The sequence below is a fragment of the Nostoc sp. FACHB-190 genome, assembly GCF_014696905.1.
Taxonomy (GTDB): domain Bacteria; phylum Cyanobacteriota; class Cyanobacteriia; order Cyanobacteriales; family Nostocaceae; genus Nostoc_B.
This window is the reverse complement of sequence record NZ_JACJQW010000025.1, coordinates 17,249-36,178: the sequence shown is the minus strand read 5'-3', so window position 1 is coordinate 36,178 and position 18,930 is coordinate 17,249. Positions and strand designations below refer to the sequence as shown.

Genomic DNA, 18,930 nt, shown 5'->3' with positions numbered 1-18,930 from the left:
AAATACACATGATTCATGACTTCAATGAATGATAAGACTTATGCAATAAATCTCTCAAATTCTTACACTTCGTTTCCTACCCTGCGGGAAGCCGCTATCGCGTCTATGTGTCCTTTGCGGTTAGTTTTTTCAGACTTTTGCGTAAGTCATGGAATGATTCAGAAACAACTCTCTACCTTGTCCCCCTTGTCCCCCTTGTCCCCCTTGTCCCCCTTGTCTCTTTTACTCAAACACTCATCCTATACAAGTATTAATCAATTCTTCCACTCCCGCGACTGGGAATATTTTTGTATTTAATTTTGTCTCTAAATCTGCAACTTTGACATCATCTAAAAATACTAATTCGCCATGTTTAAGCATGACATTTGGCAGCAAAATTCCATCACCTAAATCTTTATTTTGCAAATTTAAAAGTAAATCATGACCTGTAAGTAAGCCAGTCACACTAATAGCTTGCCCCCAATAATCACTGGCTAAAGCCATCATATTTACTTCTAAACCATCAACAGAATTTAGGCGTTGCAATATCGGTTGAAATGCTTTTTCAACGGCGTTACCTACTACCCAAGTAAATTTTCTGGGTGGAGAAATTTGGCTTGGGAGTAATTGCGTTGCGGCAGATGCAAATTGCTTGATAAATAACTGAATTGAACCGACACCGTTATCAATTTGCGGATAGTCTTCGTATTCCGCTTCTGTTGGTAGTTCTTCCCCGGCAATTAAAAACCATTCATCGGCTAACCAGACAACATTTGAGCCACATTTTTGGCGAAATTGTTTGGCGATCGCTCTCACCTGTAAAATAACTTCTTGGGCTTTTTCTCTGGTAACAGGTATCAGTTCATCTTCTGACGGACGAAACCGCGTCAAACCTACCGGCACGACTGCCACCGATGCCACGGCAGGTACATCACCAGTATAAAATGACGCTAAATCTGTGAGTGTTTGTTCCAGATGTTCGCCATCATTAATTCCTGGGCAAACCACTACTTGAGCATGAATTTGCAAGCGTCTTTTTTGGAACCAGCGCAATTGTTCCATAATTTGTCCCGCACGCTGATTTTTCAGCAACCGGATTCTAATATCTGGTTCGGTGGCGTGAACTGACACAAATAAGGGCGACAAGCGCATTTGTTCAATTCGCTGCCATTCCCGTTCGGGTAAATTGGTTAAGGTCAGGTAAGAACCATACAAAAAGCTCAAACGATAATCATCGTCTTTTAAATACAAGCTTGAGCGTTTACCTGGGGGTTGTTGATCAATAAAGCAAAACGGACAGCGATTATTACACTGAATTAAAGCATCAAATAAAGCGGTTTCAAATTCCAACCCTAAATCATCGTCGTAGTCTTTTTCAATTTCAAGGTGATGGGTTTTGCCAGTACTATCTAAAACTTCTAATTCTAAAAATTCATCTGCACAGAGAAATTGATAATCAATTAAATCGCGGGGACGTGTACCATTAATAGCAACGATCGCATCCCCCACCTCAAAGCCAATCTCAGAGGCGATGGAGTCGGGTAGCACCTTGGTAATTTTGGCTGGATGAAGGTTAGTCATGGGAAGTATGAAGTGAGAAGTATGAAGTGTGAAGTATTATTTTTTCAATCTTCACTCTTCATAATTTATCCTTCATCCTTACGGATTAACTATTTTTCAAAATTCCAGCACTGATCGCACCTAAAATAGCTATACCAAAGGCGAGGCGATACCAAATAAATACCCAAGTGCTTTTGGTTTTGAGGAAGCGGAGTAAGCCAGCAATGGATATATAAGAAAATATCGCCGCCGAAATCACACCAGCAATTAAGGGTAAGAATCCTGTACTGCTAACTTCACCCAAAGCACTTTTTAACTCGACTAACCCAGCTAGGGTAATGGCGGGAATGCCAAGTAAAAAGGAAAATCGGGCGGCTGTTTCCCGTTGTAAAGTCATAAATAAGCCGGCGGTTAAGGTAGAACCAGAACGAGAAACTCCAGGAATTAACGCCAAAGATTGGGCTAAACCCATCAATAGCCCATCATTCATGGTTAATTGTTCAAAGTCCCGTTCCCGCTTGCCGAGTTTTTCTGCTATTCCCAACAATATAGACATAACTATCGAGGCGATCGCGATCGCGCCGATACTTCTAATCGGTGAATTATCATAATCTGGGATAAATCTTTTAATTAATAAGCCAAAAAAGATAATTGGCAAAGTTCCCAAGGCAATGCCGATAGATAAACGCAAATCATAATCAGCATAATCTTTTTGCGCGATCGCTCGAAACGCCCCGGTGGCAATTTTTGTCAAATCTCCCCAGAAATACCACAGCACAGCCGCAATACTCCCCAACTGAATTACCGCCGTAAACGCCACTCCCGGATCACCCCAACCAAGGACTACAGGTACAACTTTTAAATGGGCGGTACTACTAATCGGCAGGAATTCTGTCATTCCCTGCACAAAGCCTAAAACAATTGCTTGCAAAATATTCATTTGCTGCACTCCCCCAGCCTCTGGGGTGGGTGGAGTACTCAGGACTTTGAGTGGAAATGCCGCAACTGAAATTATTGCTGAGGCGACACTCATAAACACGAACCATTGACGTTTTGATAAAGCCATCAGTCTACCTGCGATCGCTGCGATTACAACCAATTACACAAACATCTTTTTGAGAAGCCTACAGGATAGTTACTAAAAACATAATCAAACGTTTCCAGCTTGGTAAGGCTTACACCTTACTGGGCTAACTACAAGCCTCTCTATTGAGTTTCTATCAAAGATAGAATCCCCAACTACCTTTCTTAATATATTTAGGGAACCATTTAAATCTGCCGAGTAGGTTTTCCCGGACTTGGGGCGAAACAAACCTCTCTTGATTCTTGTTCCTAAATACTGCTCATGCTTTTTAATGGGTTCAAAATCCAGAAAACTACATTTTGACGTGTAACTCTCTTCACTGATTTGTACCTTATTCTCCCTTGTCCCCCTTGTCCCCCTTGTCCCCCTTGTCTCCCTCATCTCCCCACACCCCTAAACCCCTCATCCCCCCATACCCCTCCAAAAAGACATTCCCAATTACGCAAAATCTCGGTACAATAAAAATGCCCCAGGGGGGGATTTATGGGTATGTTATCTTAAATAAGATAAAGATTAGTTACAATTATTAAAACTTTGATTAATAACACATTGTTTACTTACAACGCCTCTACCACCACTATTGATAAGAAATTATCTGTAAAGAACGCTGCTTCACTGGGTATAGAAGAATTAGAATCTACACTTTCTGCGTCGCCATCTTTACCATTGTTAATATCGTCCCGACAAACTTGGTTAGTGTTGGCGGCGGCGGTGTTCTTAGTATCAGTGCCAGTATTTATTGAAGCACCACTGGTGCGATCGCTACCCGGCCTCAGTTTAGCCATGACTGGATTTTGGGTATGGTTGAGTTTTCGCTTAATGTCTCGTCCTGCAACATACCTGTGGGGGGATTTACTTTTAGGCTTTAGCTGGAGTTGGTTGGCAGGGGCAATTTATTGGGGTTGGCTGCGTTGGGAACCTTTTTGGCATTTACCAGTGGAGTCTATCGGCTTACCATTTGCTTGTTGGTGTCTAGCAAGAAACTGGTGCAAGGTTGGTAGTTGGTTTTATTTAGGTTCTTTATTCGGTACAGTTTTAACCGATGTATATTTCTATATAGTTGATTTAATGCCCTATTGGCGACAAATCATGCAAGTCGAACCTGACAGTGTGTCGCCGATTTTACAAGCTGCTGTTACTCAAGTCCGTACACCTTGGGGTCAAACTTGGGCTGTAGCGTTGGCATTAGTATTACTCACAGCCGGAACTTTGCCTTTACGTCACCAGCAAAAACACTGGTTTGCATTTGGGGGAGCAGTTTTAAGTACTATTTTGGTAGACAGTTTATTTCTACTAGCTGCCTTAGTCGCTTAAATTTACAAAATTTCTGAGTTGGCTAAGGTTGGATCAACTATCAACTAACTGCAACATCAGTAGTTAATTATTCATAAAATCTGCTCAAAAAGCTGTAAACTTGTGGCGATCGCACTTCGGGGATATCTCTGCAACTCGCTAAATATCAGGATTTACAAGTTCTTGTTGGTAATTTTTGAGCAGAGGTATTTATGACTGAAATTAACATTGAAAATCTGCCACTTTGGGTACAAGAAAGAGACATCGTACTTAAATACAATACTCAGGCGACATGGCGTTATGGTGAGCAACCAGATTATACCCGCTCTAACGAAAATTTAGCTAAAGAAAGTCTGTGTAATCATCCAGCAAATTCCCTGGAAAAACTTGTCCAGAATTTGGTCAGAACTTTCGACATTGAAGCTAATTTCAAAACAAATCCTCAAGAGTGGTTGTCTGTAGTTCAAGATAAATTTCGGATGAGTACCAATGGCGGAACTAGCTATACATTAGAGGATTTAGTTCAGGCAGGTACTTACAAACTTTTGATTGGCAAAACCCAGCACTATCAAGCTCCCCAAGAAGATTTTGAATCTTCTACTCAGCTATTTCACACTGCATTTCCCGATGGTTTTTTGTGGGAAGTATTAGAAGTTTATTCTGCACCTCCTACCATTGCTTTTAAATGGAGGCATTGGGGACATTTTCGCGGTAATTTTAAAGATTATGTTCCGACTGGGCAGATGATTGAAGTAGTGGGGATGAGTATTGTTCAAGTAACAGAAAACTGCAAAATTCTGTCTTTAGAACACTATTACGACAATGGAAAATTTCTCAATCAATTAACTTCTGGCGGCAAAATGGGCAATGCTACTCAACAGCAGCTAACCCCAGCAGGAACACCATCAGCTAATTCTGGGAAAACAACTTTTTTGGGTTTTTTCCGGCGCTTCTTACCAAATAGAACCAAACCAGCATCGGCTAATACAAACGCTAGTGGTTGTCCATTTGCTGCTTTATTACGTTAATCTCCGCACTGGGTGTCAGGGTTTAAGGGTGTAGGGGTGTCTGACAAGTGTAGGTTTTTTACGTTATGCCCCATAGGGTGTAGGGGTGTAAGGGTGTGAGGGGGATGGAACTCTGATTAAATTGTGATTTTTAGAGTCGCTACTTATCACTCTGTTAAAAACCTACTCTTGTGAGTGTAGTGGTGTAGGGGCTGACAGGTGTAACTTTTTTCCTTCCCTACACCGCAAATCCTTGATGTTTCATCTTCAAATTTCCCGGTGGAGCTTTACAAAAAGTTACAAAGTTATCAATCAGTAAATTCAGGCTGCAATTCTGGCGTTATTCTGCCAGGAAGCAATATCAGCCAACAAGCAAGAGTATCCTAGCCAGCGTTGTAGGAAGCACAGCACATCTGTAGCGATGTCAGTAAGTCAGAGAAGTAAAATAATTTTTGCCAAAAATACAGTCAAACCCAGTAACAGTAAATATTGTGGATATTAATACGCTGTATATTAGTTTCTGATGACTGCTGTGTGTTGATTGAGCGATCAGTTCCTAGTCAAGAGTCGCTGTTGCTGTTATCGGCTGTGCCGAGTTGTAGCAACTGGCGTTGAAAAATCAAGAGTCATAACTATGGCTCAAAGATTATAAACTGTTGACAGCTGTCAGCTTAAAGCCATTATTCAGTTTGATGGAAAGAGGTAAAAAAGTCGTGAAAAGATTGGTGCGTTTATTAACAGTATTTAGTTTGTTGCTGGGTTGCTGGGGATGGTTAGGTACAACAGGTGTAGCCCAAGCTGCTGGGATCAACAGTTTGGCTTTACCACAAGTGCCTGTTTTAGCAGTGGAGTTACGTAACCGGGCAGATCAAAAGTTAGCAACGGAATTTGGTAAAAAAATTGATTTAAACAACACCAATGTCCGCGCTTTCCAAAATTACCCCGGTTTGTATCCTACCCTAGCTAAGAAAATCATCAAAAATGCACCTTACAAAAGTGTAGAAGATGTGCTGAATATTGAAGGATTGAGCGATCGCCAAAAACAAATCCTCCAAGCTAATTTCGACAACTTCACCGTTACCGAACAAGAATCAGTCTTCAACGAAGGAGACGATCGCTTTAACAACGGTATCTACAGATAAGCTCAATTATCGTTAATGTAGAGATATAGTAGTCCACTCCCAATTTTTGGGGGTGGTTCTCTTATAAAGTGCTGAGTGCTGAGTGCTGAGTGCTGTACACTGAGCGTAATCGTTATTCTGCCAGAATGGGATCAGCGAACAAGCTAGAGTATCCTAGCCAGTGTTTTGGGCAGTACAGCACAGATGTGGCGATGTCAGCAAGCCAGAAAAGTAAAATAATTTTTGCCAAAAATAGTGTCAAACCCAGTAACAGTAAATATTGTGGATATTAATACGCTGTATATTTAGTTTCTGATGACGGCTGTGTGTTGATTGAGCTATCATCTCCTCGTCAAGAGTCGCTATTGCTGTTGTCGGCTGTGCCGAGTTGTAGCAACTGGTGTTGAAAAATCAAGAGTCATAACTATGGCTCAAAGATTACAAACTGTTGACAGCTGTCAGCTTAAAGCCATTATTCAGTTTGATGGAAAGAGGTAAAAAAGTCGTGAAAAGATTGGTGCGTTTATTAACAGTATTTAGTTTATTGCTGTGTTGCTGGGGATGGTTAGGTACAACAGATGTAGCCCAAGCTGCTGAGATCAACAGTTTGGCTTTACCACAAGTGCCTGTTTTAGCAGTGGAGTTACGTAACCGGGCAGATCAGAAGTTAGGAACGGAATTTGGTAAAAAAATTGATTTAAACAACACCAATGTCCGTGCTTTCCATCAGTACCGTGGTTTGTATCCTACCCTGGCGAAGATGATCATCGACAATGCTCCTTACAGCAAGGTAGAAGATGTGCTGGAGATTGAAGGATTGACCGATTTACAAAAAAAACTCCTCACATCTAATTTAAGCAACTTCACTGTTACCAAAGCAGAAGCAATCTTCAACTAAGGAGACGATCGCTTTAACAACGGTATCTACAGATAAGCTCAATTATCGTTAATGTAGACATATAAGTAGTCCACTCCCAAAAATTGGGAGTGGTTATCTTCATAAAGTGCTGAGTATTGAGTGCTGAGTATTGAATGCTGTACACTGAGCGTAGTCGAAGTGTAAGTGCTGAGTTTACAAGCTGGTTTTCTAAACATTCATAAAAATTTTCCCCTATCTAACTTTGCCTGAAATAGAAATTCCTCGCCAATTTGATGTGATAGTAGTCGGCGCTGGCGCTGCTGGACTATACACAGCGTTGTGTTTGCCAGAATCTTTGCAAGTCGGCTTAATTACTAAAGAAACTGTAAGTTTGTCTGCTAGTGATTGGGCGCAAGGCGGGATTGCGGCGGCGATCGCTCCTGAAGATTCGCCACAGTTGCACATTGAAGATACAATTCAAGCTGGTGCTGGTTTGTGCGATCGGCAAGCTGTAGAATTTCTCGCCCAAGAAGCCCCTAACTGTATTCAATCTTTGGTAAATTTGGGCGTAGCTTTTGACCGTCATGGTAACGCCTTAGCTTTAACTTTAGAAGCTGCCCATTCTCGTAACCGGGTGCTTCATGCTGCTGATACCACTGGTCGAGAAGTCACAACTACTTTAACAGCGCAAGTATTACATCGCCAAAATATTCAAGTTATTCAGCAAGCTTTAGCCTTGAGTTTGTGGTTAGAACCCGAAACAAATCGCTGTCAAGGAATTAGCTTGTTTTATCAAGGTGAAATTACGTGGGTAAAAGCCAAAGCCGTAGTTCTCGCTACTGGTGGCGGTGGTCAAGTTTTTGCCCAAACAACTAACCCCGCCGTCAGTACAGGTGATGGGGTGGCGATCGCTTGGCGGGCTGGGGCTGTTCTGCGAGATTTGGAATTTGTGCAGTTTCACCCCACAGCTTTAACAAAACCAGGCGCAGATCGCTTTTTAATTAGTGAGGCTGTCAGAGGCGAAGGCGCACATTTAGTTGATGATACCGGGCGACGCTTTGCCTTTGACTATCACCCCGCCGGAGAACTCGCGCCCAGAGATGTGGTGAGTCGAGCGATTTTTAGCCATCTGCAAAAAACGGCGGTTGATCCAGCTACCGCCCATGTCTGGTTAGATATGCGCCCCATCCCGCCTGATAAAATTCAACATCGCTTTCCCAACATCATCAAAGTTTGTCAGCGTTGGGGAATTGATGTATTTCATGAACCAATTCCCGTTGCGCCTGCGGCCCATTACTGGATGGGTGGAATTGTCGCTGATTTACAAAATCACACCAATATTCCGGGTTTATACGCGGTCGGAGAAACTGCGAGTACGGGAGTACATGGAGCCAATCGTTTAGCGAGTAACTCTTTACTAGAATGTATTGTGTTTGGCGCACAGATGGCAAATATTCAATTGACAGATGTGGAATTACAACCAGAGTTGTCAGATTTATCTGTGCGGGAATTTAATTTAGATGAAAATGCTTGGCAAACCCAGCAAGCACAAATAGCAGCATTACGGGAGAAATTACCCCGTTTAGTCTGGCAAAGTGCGGGGATTTGTCGAGAACAAGCAAGATTAGACGAGGCGATCGCAACAATAGCAGCTTGGCAGCAAGATTTTGTTAATTTACCTTTGAGTCAATTCTTGCTGTCTTTGCGTGCCAACGAAACTGTGAAGTTCCAAACTCTGGGTATAGAACGCCAATTAAGACTTTGGGCAGAAACTCGCAATCTACTGGATGTAGCTAATTTAACTCTCAGAAGTGCTGCTTTCAGAACAGAAAGCCGGGGCGGACACTATCGCATCGATTACCCAGAAACCAATCCAGATTGGCAAATTCACACAATTGTACAATCACTTCATTGGAGTAAATCTACACCTGATGTTAGAGATTTAAAGAAGTATTAAACTAGGCGACAGGTTAATTATGGAATTAAATCAAAATCAGGCTGAAACATTGGCAGCGTTACAAGAATTAATTGATGTGGTGGCAAAATTGCGATCGCCTGATGGTGGTTGTCCTTGGGATTTGGCACAAACTCCACAAACTCTGATACCTTACGTGATTGAAGAAGCTTACGAAGTGGTGGACGCAATTAAAAGTAATGATCAAGTTGCCATTACTGAGGAATTAGGCGATTTACTTTTACAAGTTGTACTACAAGCCCAAATCGCCAGCGAAGATCAGCAATTTTCCCTCAAAGAAGTCGCCCAAGGCATTTCCCAAAAACTCATCCGTCGCCATCCCCATGTTTTTGGTGATGTGTCGGTGCAGAATGTGGATGAAGTGCGGCAAAACTGGGAACAAATCAAGGCGGCAGAAAAAGGTGAAGCAACCCCAGAAAAGCACCAACTCAGTGCCAAACTCAGCCGTTATGGGCGCACTCTTCCCCCGTTGATGGCAGCAATGAAAATTTCCCAAAAAGCGGCGGCGGTAGGCTTTGAATGGGAAAACATTGATGGCGTGTGGGCAAAGTTTCACGAAGAATTGGCAGAGTTTCAGCAAGCTGTGGCGGAGGAAACACCAGAACGTCAAGAATCTGAATTAGGGGATTTATTATTTGCTGTACTGCAACTTGCCCGTTGGTATAATCTTGACCCTAGCGCCGCTTTGCAAGGAACAAATCAGCGATTTGTCCAGAGGTTACAAAAAATGGAGGCAGTGGTTGACCGCCCCCTTTCTGATTACAGTTTGGATGAGTTAGAAACGCTCTGGCAACAGGCAAAAGCCCAACTTGCCAAAGAGCCTTGATACATACCAGTTTACAGTTTGATGGTAACAGTCTTAACTTCGGTGTATTGCTGTAAGCCATATTCACCTAGTTCCCGACCAATACCAGATTGCTTGAAACCACCAAAGGGTGCAGCAGCATCAAATACGTCGTAGCAATTGACCCAGACTGTACCTGCACGGAGATTGTTAGCGATCGCATGAACTTTGGTAACATCCTGTGTCCAGACGGCGGCGGCGAGTCCGTACATGGTGTTATTTGCCCGTTCAATGACTTCGTGAATATCTTTGAATTTAATAATGCTCAGTACAGGGCCAAAGATTTCTTCTTGGGCAATTTTCATGTCATCACGCACATCAGCAAAAACTGTAGGGGCGATAAAGTAACCTTTGTCACCAACTTGTTGTCCACCACAAAGCATCTGAGCGCCTTCTCTCATCCCAGATTCGATGTAACTCATGACTTTGTTAAATTGCTCTTGGTCTACCTGCGGCCCTTGTTCTGTAGCAGCATCAAAGGGATCGCCGACAATTCGCTGTCTAGCTTTTTCCACAGTTCTCGCCACAAATTCGTCATAGCATTTTTCTTCGACAAATAGCCGCGAACCAGCACAACAGCATTGACCTTGGTTAAAGAATAAAGCTTCGTGGGAACCTGCGATCGCGGCATCCATGTCTGCATCCGCAAACACAATATTTGGGCTTTTTCCACCGAGTTCTAAAGTGACACGCTTTAAGTTACTTTTCGCCGCCGCTTCCATAATCAGGTGTCCCACTTCTGTGGAACCTGTGAAAGCAACTTTGTCGATGTCTCGATGATATGCGATCGCTGCCCCAGCCGTTGGGCCGTATCCTGATAACAGATTCACTACCCCAGGGGGAAAACCAGCCTCAATAATTAATTCTCCCACCCGTAATGCTGATAACGGTGTTTGTTCCGCCGTTTTCATCACCACAGTATTACCTGTTGCCAAAGCTGGGGCTAATTTCCACGCCTGCATTAACAAGGGGAAATTCCACGGGATAATTTGCCCAACTACCCCCACAGGCTCATGACGGGTGTAGCAAAAGTAAGGGCCGTTAATCGGGATAGTTTTACCTTGGACTTTATCAGCCCAACCTGCGTAATAGCGATAACAGGCAATAACTAAACCCAAGTCTCCTAAAGAATCTTGTAGTGGTTTGCCGTTATCTAGGGTTTCTAGTCGCGCTAACTCGTCAATATTCTGTTCAATTAAATCAGCTAACCGATAAAGCAACTCACCCCGACGGGTTGCAGACATATTGCGCCATTCCCCACCTTTAAAGGCGTGACGTGCTGCTTGCACGGCTTTATCGACATCGGCTGCATCTGCTTCTGCGACTTCGCAGATCACATCGCCTGTAGTTGGATTGATTGTGGCAAATCGGCGACCACTGACACTATCTACCCACTCATTATTAATCAGTAGTTTGGTTGGGCCGATTTTGACCTGCTGTTTCGGTTCTGTCGTTGTAACCATCAGGCCCTCCTAAAGCTTTTGGAGAAAAATTGGCTGAAATCTATTAATTATGTTGTCGGGAATACAGTATTATGGACGATTTTCTTTATAAATCTTTTGATTTTCGCCGACTGAACAATTCCTGTATTTAGTTGATTCATCCCGCATTTATGCAACGGCATTTAAGATTAATTGACCGCAGATATAGGAATCCGGTTTGACTTCTGAATTTATTTGTGCAGGTAGGGAATGGGGAGTCGGGAGTAGGAAAGAAGCCTGATCTGTATGTACTGATTTTTTTCCCAAATCAAATATGAGTCCTATAGAAGATAATCATGTTTTACTTCGATTGGTGAGCGACGTGCTTTAAGCGCAGTCGAAAGGAGCCAAATCACTGCCTCCAACTATAAAACTACGACTTTCGGAAACAGACTTTACCCCCTAAGAAAGTGTCAGCTAAAGAATTTGGTACTTAGCGTAGGAAGTAGCCGGTTATTTACAAAGTAACTGGCATTTATTGAGCATGAATGAGAAAATACTATGCTTCAAATTGTCGAAAATTTTTTAGGATGGCATTGGCTGAATAATGGATTAGCAGCCATAACCGAGGTGCAAGAAATACTAACTCCCGAACAAGCATCAGTGGTTTTTTCTGGGCCGAAATTTTTAGTTTCGTTGGTGGCTGGTGTCTTAATGGCATTTGCTTTTCAACTGTTATTAACCAACTTTGCATTAGCAGCAATAATTTCTGCCACCGATGATGATTCATCTTCTAGTGATGATGACGAAAGCTTAGGTACTACAATTCGCAAAGTAGAAAATAAAGTTGGTTTTTGGGCATTAATTAGCGCCACTACTGCATTATTTATTGCTTGCTTTTTGGCTGTCAAACTTAGCTTAATAGATAGTGCATTTTTAGGCGCAATTATTGGTGTAGTTATTTGGTCAGCGTATTTTTCAATAATTGTTTGGTTTGGTTCTTCCACAGTCGGTTCTTTAATTGGTGCAGTGGCGAATACTGCTAATAGTGGCATCAAAGCATTAATGGGAACTGCGACTAGTGCGATTGGTGCAAATTTTGCTAAACAACAGATGGTTTCGACTGCGGAAGATATTACAGCCGCCGTTCGCCGCGAGTTAACTTCTGGGTTTGATGTTGATAGTATTCAAAATACACTGCAAAGTTCTTTAAGTAATTTGCAAAAACCGCAACTAGATTTTAAAGATATCCGCAAACAATTTGATCAGATTTTTGGTGATATCGATTGGCAATCTCTACCGGAAAATTTGACGCAAAATTTCAATCGCCAAACTTTTGTTGATTTAATTAGCGATCGCACAAATTTCTCGAAAGCTGATGTGAATAAAATTGCTGACCAATTAGAAGCGGCTTGGAATCAAACTTCGGCACGACGCAACCCAGCACAGCAAGTCATTAACTTAATTACATCGGCAACCCCCGAAGAATTGCAATCAGATGAATTAGGCGATCGCTTGCAAGAATTAGTGACTGTTGGTGGTAACGGTAATGGCAATAATGGCGGTATCAGCAAAGCCATTCAAACTGGTTTAACTGCTGCTTTACCAGTAGTCTTAGAACGACTAAATGCCCCTGATATAGATGTGAACAAAATCACCAATCAGTTACAAAAACTGAAAGATAAAGTTCAAGATTTAGATATCGAAAACATATCTCATCAACTGCAAGAAACTATTGCAAAAACTACGCAAAGACGAGGTAATTTATCCAATTCTCATTACCGTCAAGATGTAGAAGATTACGTTAAAAACTCTTTACCTTGGCACTTTAACCGCATCACTATTAAAGATGAATTTCGGGATGTGATTTATGACCCGCAAGCAGATGCAGCAACTATGCGGCGAGAATTAGAAGATTTCAACCAAGAAGAGTTTGCGAATTTACTGATCCGTCGCAGTGATATTAGCGAAGTTCGAGTCAAAGAAATTGCTCAACAAATGGAAGAAATTCGCCAAGAAGTGTTAACAACTTTGCAACAGGCGGAAGTTAAAGATAAAAGTCAAGATTTGCGTAACCGCATCGAAAATTATCTGCGTTCTACAAGTAAAGAAGAATTGAATCCTGAAGCTGTTGAGCGAGATTTTGCTAACTTAATCACAGAATTAAACGCTGATTTTGATGATTTAAATGAACGCTTCCAAGGATTGGCTCGTGATGTCTTGCTGCAAGTTTTACAGCAGCGTCAAGATTTCAGTGATGAAGAAGCTAATAATTTGCTAAATAACTTAGAAAGTGTCCGGGATTCTGTTTTAAATCAATTACAGGAACAAGCGACAACCCAAACTGAAAACTTACGCCAAAGAGTCGAAGATTATTTACGCAATACTAATAAGGAAGAATTAAATCCTGAAGGTATTCGCCGCGATTTCAGCACTTTACTGCAAGACCCCCAAGCCGGATTTAACTTGTTGCGTCAGCGTTTATCGCAGTTTGATCGTGATACTTTAGTCAGTCTGCTTTCTCAGCGTCAAGACTTGAATGAGGATGAAGTTAACCAAATTATTGATCAGCTAGAATCAGCCAGGGATAACATCTTGCAAACCCCGCAAGTTGTCGCAGATAAAGCTAAAGAACAGTACGAACAAACCACAACTCAAATTGCTGAATATCTCCGCAATACTAACTTAGAAGAACTTGACCCCGAAGGTATCCGCCGAGATTTAGAAAAATTACTGGTTGATCCGCGAGAAGGAATTTCTGCAATTCGCGATCGCTTGTCGCAAGTTGACCGCGAAACTTTAGTTAAACTCGTCAGCCAACGGGGAGACTTAAGCGAAGAACAAGTAGAAAAACTAATTGACCAAACACAAGAGGCGATTACTAACATTATTAAAGCGCCGCGCCGCTTGGCAAACCGTACTGTTCAGCAAGTTGTGGATTTTGAAAAAAATCTCGAAGATTACCTACGTCACACCAATAAAGAAGAACTCAACCCAGACAGTATTAAGCGTGATTTACAACTGCTGTTGCGAGATCCTCGCGCGGGAGTTGGTAACTTGAGCGATCGCTTGTCTCAAGTTGACCGTTCCACAATTGTGGCATTACTATCCCAACGTGAGGATATTTCTGAAGAAGATGTTAACCGCATTGCTGATCAAACATTATCGGCGCGGGATGCAGTTGTAAATCAATATCGGCAGATTCAACAAGCTGTACAATCAGCAACCGAACGAGTCAGAAACAGAATCCGTAGCTATCTCAATTCCTTGGATCGTCCTGAGCTAAATTATGAAGGGATTAAACATGATTTTGCCAAATTGTTTGATGACCCCCAAGCCGGATTTGAAGCCTTGCGCGATCGCCTGAGTGAATTTGACCGTGATACCTTAGTGGCTGTCCTCAGTTCGCGGGAAGACATTTCTCAGGAAGACGCTAACCGCATTATCAACCAAATCGAATCCGCCCGCAATAGTGTCCTGCAACGCGCCGAACGCATTCAGCAAATCACCAAAGAACGTTTACACAGCATCCAACACCAAGCCAAAAAACAAGCTGAAGAAACCAAAAAAACCGTTGCTAACGCCGCTTGGTGGTTATTTGGAACAGCACTCACCTCTCTGGTTGCAAGTGCGATCGCTGGTGCTATAGCTGTTACAGGTTTAACTATCTCAGCTATTGGATAGAAGGCAGGAGGCACTCCGGCAAAGCCGGAGAAGTCAAAAGTAAAAAACCAAAAGTCAAAAGTATTCTTCATTTTTGCCTTTTTACTTTTGCCTTTTGACTTACCACTACGCGGTTGAGGCAGGAAGCAGGAAGAAAAGTCCTACTATTCCTGGTATTCAAGCTTTCAAATCAAAACTAAAAAATGATTTTGGAGGGGGTTTGGGGGACGCAACCGTCCCCCAATCGGGGGCTTGGGGATTCTCCCCCAAATCTTGCTCATTGTCTTATAGGCAGAGCAGAAATTGAGAAATCAACTCTCATCAGCTTAACTTAACTGTATTGGCTTTTCCATTGCTGCGATCGCTCAAAACTGAGATTAAAGCCGTTTTGCGATCGCTCCTACCTATATACTCTGTATAGTTACTTAGTTATTGAATTTAATATTGAGGGATTTAAAAATGTCTACCGAAGCTGGTACAGTTGCCGATATTCAAGAAAGTGAATTTTATACCCTTTTAACTCAAGAGAAAATTCTAGTTGTTGATTTTACTGCTACTTGGTGCGGCCCCTGTCGCCTTGTCAGTCCCTTAATGGAACAACTTGCAACAGAATACAACGGACGCGCTAAAGTCGTTAAAGTAGACGTAGATAACAACAAACCACTATTTAAACAATATGCTCTTCGTAGTATTCCCGCCATTTTAATCTTTAAAGATGGTGATTTAGTCGAAAAAATTATTGGAGTTTCACCTTACGAAAAGTTTAAAGAAGCTGTTGACAACCTTCTTTAACAAAGTAGAGACGTTACATATAACGTCTCTACATAGTTTTGGGTTTTACCCTTGTACCTTATGTACCTAAAATACGCTGTAGCGAGTATTTTAACCTTATTAATCAAGCTCAACTATTAGTCCACCACACAAATTATGATGTGTCGTAGATCCCCGACTTTTTCAAAAAGTCGGGGATCTGAACAGCCGCAAACTAAAAAAAGAATCTTGTTTGACCATTACTCATTAATAGATGCTAGATTTCGCCTTTTTACCCGCAGATTGACTGTTAAATCCTTTATTACTCCCGTAATATACAGTTTTAAATTCCACTTGATTGCTACTAGGATGATAAAGAGTGTAAGTTGCTTGTCCCTGTGTGCATCCTACGTTACCAACACCGATGACTTGACGAGGGGAGACGGTAATAATTTGCTGAGAATGTTGGAAATCAAGTGTTGTAAGACCTGTGGTAATTGAACCGGTTTGCAATTGATATTGAAAGGTTAAACCAGAACGACCGCAAAACAAATTATTTGCTTGCATCCGCGACAGTCTATCAAGCATTTGAATTGGGGGAGTTTCGGGAGTTAATTCTTCAGCCACACTGACTGTTGAACCGTGGATTAACAAACAATCTAATTCAAAAAAACCAAAGTCGAGCGATCGCAACCATTGTACAGTCTTGCGAGAAACACTATCCCACAGCAGTTTTACGGTATCACCCCCATATTTGGCAATTAATTCTGGAGCATCCCCACTCGCCCCCAAACCATGTAAAATCAAACATTGTTCTTCCCACCATCCCTTACAAATTAAGGGTTCTAATTCTCCCCGCTTTGGGTTCATGACTCGTTCAATTAACTTTTCTGTTTCAGGTCTTGGCCCTACCAAATCACCTAAAATATACAAAGCTTCTATTTGATGACCGTAACGTTTAATATCTGCTACTACAGCCTCATAGGCGGCAAGATTTCCGGTAATGCCACTCAAAATCGCCCATTTATTCATAATCGTTGATTTTTTAATAATACAGAGGAATGAGAAGGAAGCCCCGATGAAACTGATTTCACAAAGCTAGTACAACAAGGCAAAAGTAAAAGGTCAAAAAGAAAGAATAGTCCTATAGCAGTCTTATTTGAAACATAAACAAAGGAGACAAGGTAGACAAGGTAGAGAGATGTTTGTGAATCATTTAGGATTGCCATAGCACAAGTCTGTTAACAATTCCTTATGGTCACTGAGCGTAGTCGAAGTGACTCAGCACTTTCAACTTAGATAGAAATTACCTTGTACATACATGGGTTGGATCATCGGCTCGTTCTGCATACTCCAACCCATTTGCTAAACGCCAAGCAAAAATGGCTGGTAAACCTTTCTCGATAATTGCTGCACAGGTTTTTTGATAATCGTAAGGTACTTCTCGCAGTTGAATATCTTGAGTATCTGTGTCGTAAATTACATAAGTGGCGTTTGGTCTACCATGTCGCGGTTCACCTACGGAACCAACATTAACAATTCGTTTCAGAGGCGAGTTAAAGTTAATTTCTTGTGCTGTTTCTCCTTGAGCAACCTTGATTTGTAACTGACCTGCATCTAAAGTTCGAGCATAAGGTACATGGGTATGACCACAAAACAGCACATCTGCTTCTGTAGCAAGTACACGTTCTAGTGCTGTAAAAGCATCGATTTCTGGTAACAAATACTCATGGTTGCTGTAAGGGCTACCATGAACAAAGGCTAAATTTTCTTGTTTGAGACTGTGGGGTAATTGGGCTAAAAATTCGCGGTTCTCTGGATGAATTTCTTTGTTAGTCCATTCATGAGCCTTGATACCTCTTTTTTCTGCCAATAATGAAGGATAGCTACACTCACAAGAGTTCAATCCTTCGATAATATCTTCATCCCAACAACCGACACAGGTGGGAATATCCAAAGAGCGAATTTGGCTAATCACTGCGTTGGGATGCGGCCCATAGCCAACTAAATCACCAACACAAAAGATTTTCTCAGCTTTTTGCTGGTCGATATCTAGTAATACCGCGTCTAAGGCGGTGTAATTGCCATGAATACATGACATAACGGCGATTTTCATACTAATTCCCCTTGCAATAAAATTTGCTGTACTTGTTGTTGGTATTGGGAAATCAACCCGTCAGATAAACAGCAATCTAGTAAGGTTTGTTTTAAATTTGCTTCATCTAAGTTTTGTCCTACCACTTCCAAACCACTGAAACGCTGCGGTCTACCATCCAAGCAGCGTGGTAGGTCTAATTCCAGAAAATCTGTTTGGGGAACGCCAGCCACAAAATCACAGTAAATGGAACGACCATCGTTAACATCAAAAATACCTTTGGCGCGGCTGACCACACCGTAAGCACCGTGGGTAATTTCGTACCAAAATTCTTCTAAACTGGTTTCATCCACGACTTGACCGTTGCTGGCTATCCGCCATAAACTTCCAGCCTGATTTGTTGGGGCTGGTGCGCCTGGTATAATTTCGGTTGCCCAAGTGTGATATTCAGAGTTGCTCAGGTTGGGTGGTAAGACCGCGACAGCATGGTAATTTTGATTACCTAAAATTTGGGCGATCGCTCCTAACTCAAAATAAAAACCTAATTCTAAATACACTGCTTCAGCTTGGGGTATTTGGCTGAGAAATTCAGTTTCCTGACCTTCTCCAAAAACTTTTATCCCCGGAAACTCAGTTGCTATCAGGGTTTGGTCGATGGGAACAGTCCCAGTACCAGGGCTGAAATAAATTACTTGGTCAACAGCACTCATATCTCTTAACTGTTGGCAAATCCAGGTAGTTTTTCCAGCACCAGATGTGCCAACAATGACGGTGATCGTTGGTTTAGTCATAATAGAATGATAATCATTTTTATGTAATATTAAACATATTACTTTTTAGTGGCAATAAGAGTTACTCTGGTTGGTCAATTAACTTAAAGCCCCAAGGTTTTAAAGCGGCGATCGCAATTTCTCGATCCACACCTTCATACACCTCCCATTCATAGGGATGTTCTTTGGGGTGTCCTTCACCGACATTACCAGCAACCTTAACTACTGGAAAATGCGCCACGCGATCGCGTTCTAACCATTTCGGTACTACCAGCCGGACTTTATGACCGATAAACTTGGTTGTACCTTCATTTGCTACGGATTCCCGGATTAAACAGATATCACCAGCCGTTCCCCAAGTAGTTTGGTAGATGTAGAGAAAAGATATGTAAGTCGCTGGTTTGATGGGTCTTTTGATCGGTCGCATTATCTGTAATCCTTAAACAAGGCGTGAAAACTGATACAAGTGTTGTTGATTGCTTGCTACAGCTATTTTAATCTCGCAACCT

Annotated in this window: 15 protein-coding genes; 8 read left to right on the top strand and 7 right to left on the bottom strand. The window is 42.0% G+C overall.

The window, feature by feature from the left end; genetic code table 11:
* Positions 1 to 234: 234 nt before the first annotated feature.
* Positions 235 to 1,560, bottom strand: a complete 1,326-nt coding sequence (locus H6G28_RS23635; RefSeq protein ID WP_190674675.1) for a TIGR03279 family radical SAM protein — start codon at positions 1,558 to 1,560, stop codon at positions 235 to 237.
* Positions 1,561 to 1,645: 85 nt separating this feature from the next.
* Positions 1,646 to 2,605, bottom strand: a complete 960-nt coding sequence (locus tag H6G28_RS23630) for an undecaprenyl-diphosphate phosphatase (protein ID WP_190674808.1) — start codon at positions 2,603 to 2,605, stop codon at positions 1,646 to 1,648.
* 552 nt (positions 2,606 to 3,157) lie between these two features.
* Here H6G28_RS23630 and H6G28_RS23625 point away from each other — a divergent pair.
* From H6G28_RS23625 to mazG, 6 genes are all read left to right on the top strand, one after another.
* Positions 3,158 to 3,937, top strand: a complete 780-nt coding sequence (locus tag H6G28_RS23625; protein WP_190674672.1) for a DUF3120 domain-containing protein — start codon at positions 3,158 to 3,160, stop codon at positions 3,935 to 3,937.
* 191 nt (positions 3,938 to 4,128) lie between these two features.
* Positions 4,129 to 4,944: an ester cyclase gene (locus H6G28_RS23620; RefSeq protein ID WP_190674669.1), complete on the top strand. Its 816-nt coding sequence runs from the start codon at positions 4,129 to 4,131 to the stop codon at positions 4,942 to 4,944.
* A gap of 692 nt (positions 4,945 to 5,636) precedes the next feature.
* On the top strand, positions 5,637 to 6,065 hold the full coding sequence (gene psbU, locus H6G28_RS23615; RefSeq protein WP_190591111.1) for a photosystem II complex extrinsic protein PsbU: 429 nt from the start codon (positions 5,637 to 5,639) through the stop codon (positions 6,063 to 6,065).
* Positions 6,066 to 6,549: 484 nt separating this feature from the next.
* Positions 6,550 to 6,942 (top strand): photosystem II complex extrinsic protein PsbU, encoded by a 393-nt coding sequence (psbU, locus tag H6G28_RS23610; RefSeq protein ID WP_190674805.1) that lies wholly within the window; start codon positions 6,550 to 6,552, stop codon positions 6,940 to 6,942.
* Positions 6,943 to 7,165: 223 nt separating this feature from the next.
* Positions 7,166 to 8,860 carry an L-aspartate oxidase gene (gene nadB / locus H6G28_RS23605; protein WP_190674666.1) on the top strand — a complete coding sequence of 565 codons (1,695 nt, stop codon included), beginning with the start codon at positions 7,166 to 7,168 and terminating at the stop codon, positions 8,858 to 8,860.
* Between the two features lie 19 nt (positions 8,861 to 8,879).
* Complete coding sequence (gene mazG, locus H6G28_RS23600) at positions 8,880 to 9,704, top strand: nucleoside triphosphate pyrophosphohydrolase (protein ID WP_190674664.1); 825 nt, start codon at positions 8,880 to 8,882, stop codon at positions 9,702 to 9,704.
* A gap of 11 nt (positions 9,705 to 9,715) precedes the next feature.
* On the opposite strand, the gene H6G28_RS23595 is transcribed toward mazG, so the two are convergent.
* Positions 9,716 to 11,185 (bottom strand): aldehyde dehydrogenase family protein, encoded by a 1,470-nt coding sequence (locus tag H6G28_RS23595; protein ID WP_190590900.1) that lies wholly within the window; start codon positions 11,183 to 11,185, stop codon positions 9,716 to 9,718.
* A 519-nt stretch (positions 11,186 to 11,704) separates the two neighbouring features.
* Here H6G28_RS23595 and H6G28_RS23590 point away from each other — a divergent pair.
* Positions 11,705 to 14,827: an MFS transporter gene (locus H6G28_RS23590; RefSeq protein ID WP_190674661.1), complete on the top strand. Its 3,123-nt coding sequence runs from the start codon at positions 11,705 to 11,707 to the stop codon at positions 14,825 to 14,827.
* A gap of 438 nt (positions 14,828 to 15,265) precedes the next feature.
* Positions 15,266 to 15,598, top strand: coding sequence for a thioredoxin (trxA, locus tag H6G28_RS23585; protein ID WP_190674658.1), 333 nt, complete (start codon positions 15,266 to 15,268; stop codon positions 15,596 to 15,598).
* A gap of 225 nt (positions 15,599 to 15,823) precedes the next feature.
* Here trxA and H6G28_RS23580 read toward each other — a convergent pair whose 3' ends face one another.
* From H6G28_RS23580 to H6G28_RS23565, 4 genes are all read right to left on the bottom strand, one after another.
* Positions 15,824 to 16,588 carry a metallophosphatase gene (locus H6G28_RS23580; RefSeq protein WP_190674656.1) on the bottom strand — a complete coding sequence of 255 codons (765 nt, stop codon included), beginning with the start codon at positions 16,586 to 16,588 and terminating at the stop codon, positions 15,824 to 15,826.
* A gap of 274 nt (positions 16,589 to 16,862) precedes the next feature.
* On the bottom strand, positions 16,863 to 17,672 hold the full coding sequence (locus H6G28_RS23575; RefSeq protein ID WP_190674653.1) for a metallophosphoesterase family protein: 810 nt from the start codon (positions 17,670 to 17,672) through the stop codon (positions 16,863 to 16,865).
* Positions 17,669 to 18,442, bottom strand: coding sequence for a CobW family GTP-binding protein (locus H6G28_RS23570; protein ID WP_190674651.1), 774 nt, complete (start codon positions 18,440 to 18,442; stop codon positions 17,669 to 17,671). Before H6G28_RS23570 ends, H6G28_RS23575 begins: the two co-directional genes overlap by 4 nt.
* A gap of 61 nt (positions 18,443 to 18,503) precedes the next feature.
* Positions 18,504 to 18,848 carry a hypothetical protein gene (locus H6G28_RS23565; protein WP_190590891.1) on the bottom strand — a complete coding sequence of 115 codons (345 nt, stop codon included), beginning with the start codon at positions 18,846 to 18,848 and terminating at the stop codon, positions 18,504 to 18,506.
* Positions 18,849 to 18,930: the final 82 nt, after the last annotated feature.

Excerpts from the sequence above, each read along its gene's own strand:
- H6G28_RS23590 (WP_190674661.1), top strand. The coding sequence starts at position 11,705 with ATGCTTCAAATTGTCGAAAATTTTTTAGGATGGCATTGGCTGAATAAT.
- H6G28_RS23620 (WP_190674669.1), top strand. The coding sequence starts at position 4,129 with ATGACTGAAATTAACATTGAAAATCTGCCACTTTGGGTACAAGAAAGA.
- trxA (WP_190674658.1), top strand. The coding sequence starts at position 15,266 with ATGTCTACCGAAGCTGGTACAGTTGCCGATATTCAAGAAAGTGAATTT.
- H6G28_RS23575 (WP_190674653.1), bottom strand. The coding sequence starts at position 17,672 with ATGAAAATCGCCGTTATGTCATGTATTCATGGCAATTACACCGCCTTA.
- H6G28_RS23630 (WP_190674808.1), bottom strand. The coding sequence starts at position 2,605 with ATGGCTTTATCAAAACGTCAATGGTTCGTGTTTATGAGTGTCGCCTCA.
- H6G28_RS23635 (WP_190674675.1), bottom strand. The coding sequence starts at position 1,560 with ATGACTAACCTTCATCCAGCCAAAATTACCAAGGTGCTACCCGACTCC.
- H6G28_RS23570 (WP_190674651.1), bottom strand. The coding sequence starts at position 18,442 with ATGACTAAACCAACGATCACCGTCATTGTTGGCACATCTGGTGCTGGA.
- H6G28_RS23595 (WP_190590900.1), bottom strand. The coding sequence starts at position 11,185 with ATGGTTACAACGACAGAACCGAAACAGCAGGTCAAAATCGGCCCAACC.
- H6G28_RS23565 (WP_190590891.1), bottom strand. The coding sequence starts at position 18,848 with ATGCGACCGATCAAAAGACCCATCAAACCAGCGACTTACATATCTTTT.
- mazG (WP_190674664.1), top strand. The coding sequence starts at position 8,880 with ATGGAATTAAATCAAAATCAGGCTGAAACATTGGCAGCGTTACAAGAA.
- H6G28_RS23580 (WP_190674656.1), bottom strand. The coding sequence starts at position 16,588 with ATGAATAAATGGGCGATTTTGAGTGGCATTACCGGAAATCTTGCCGCC.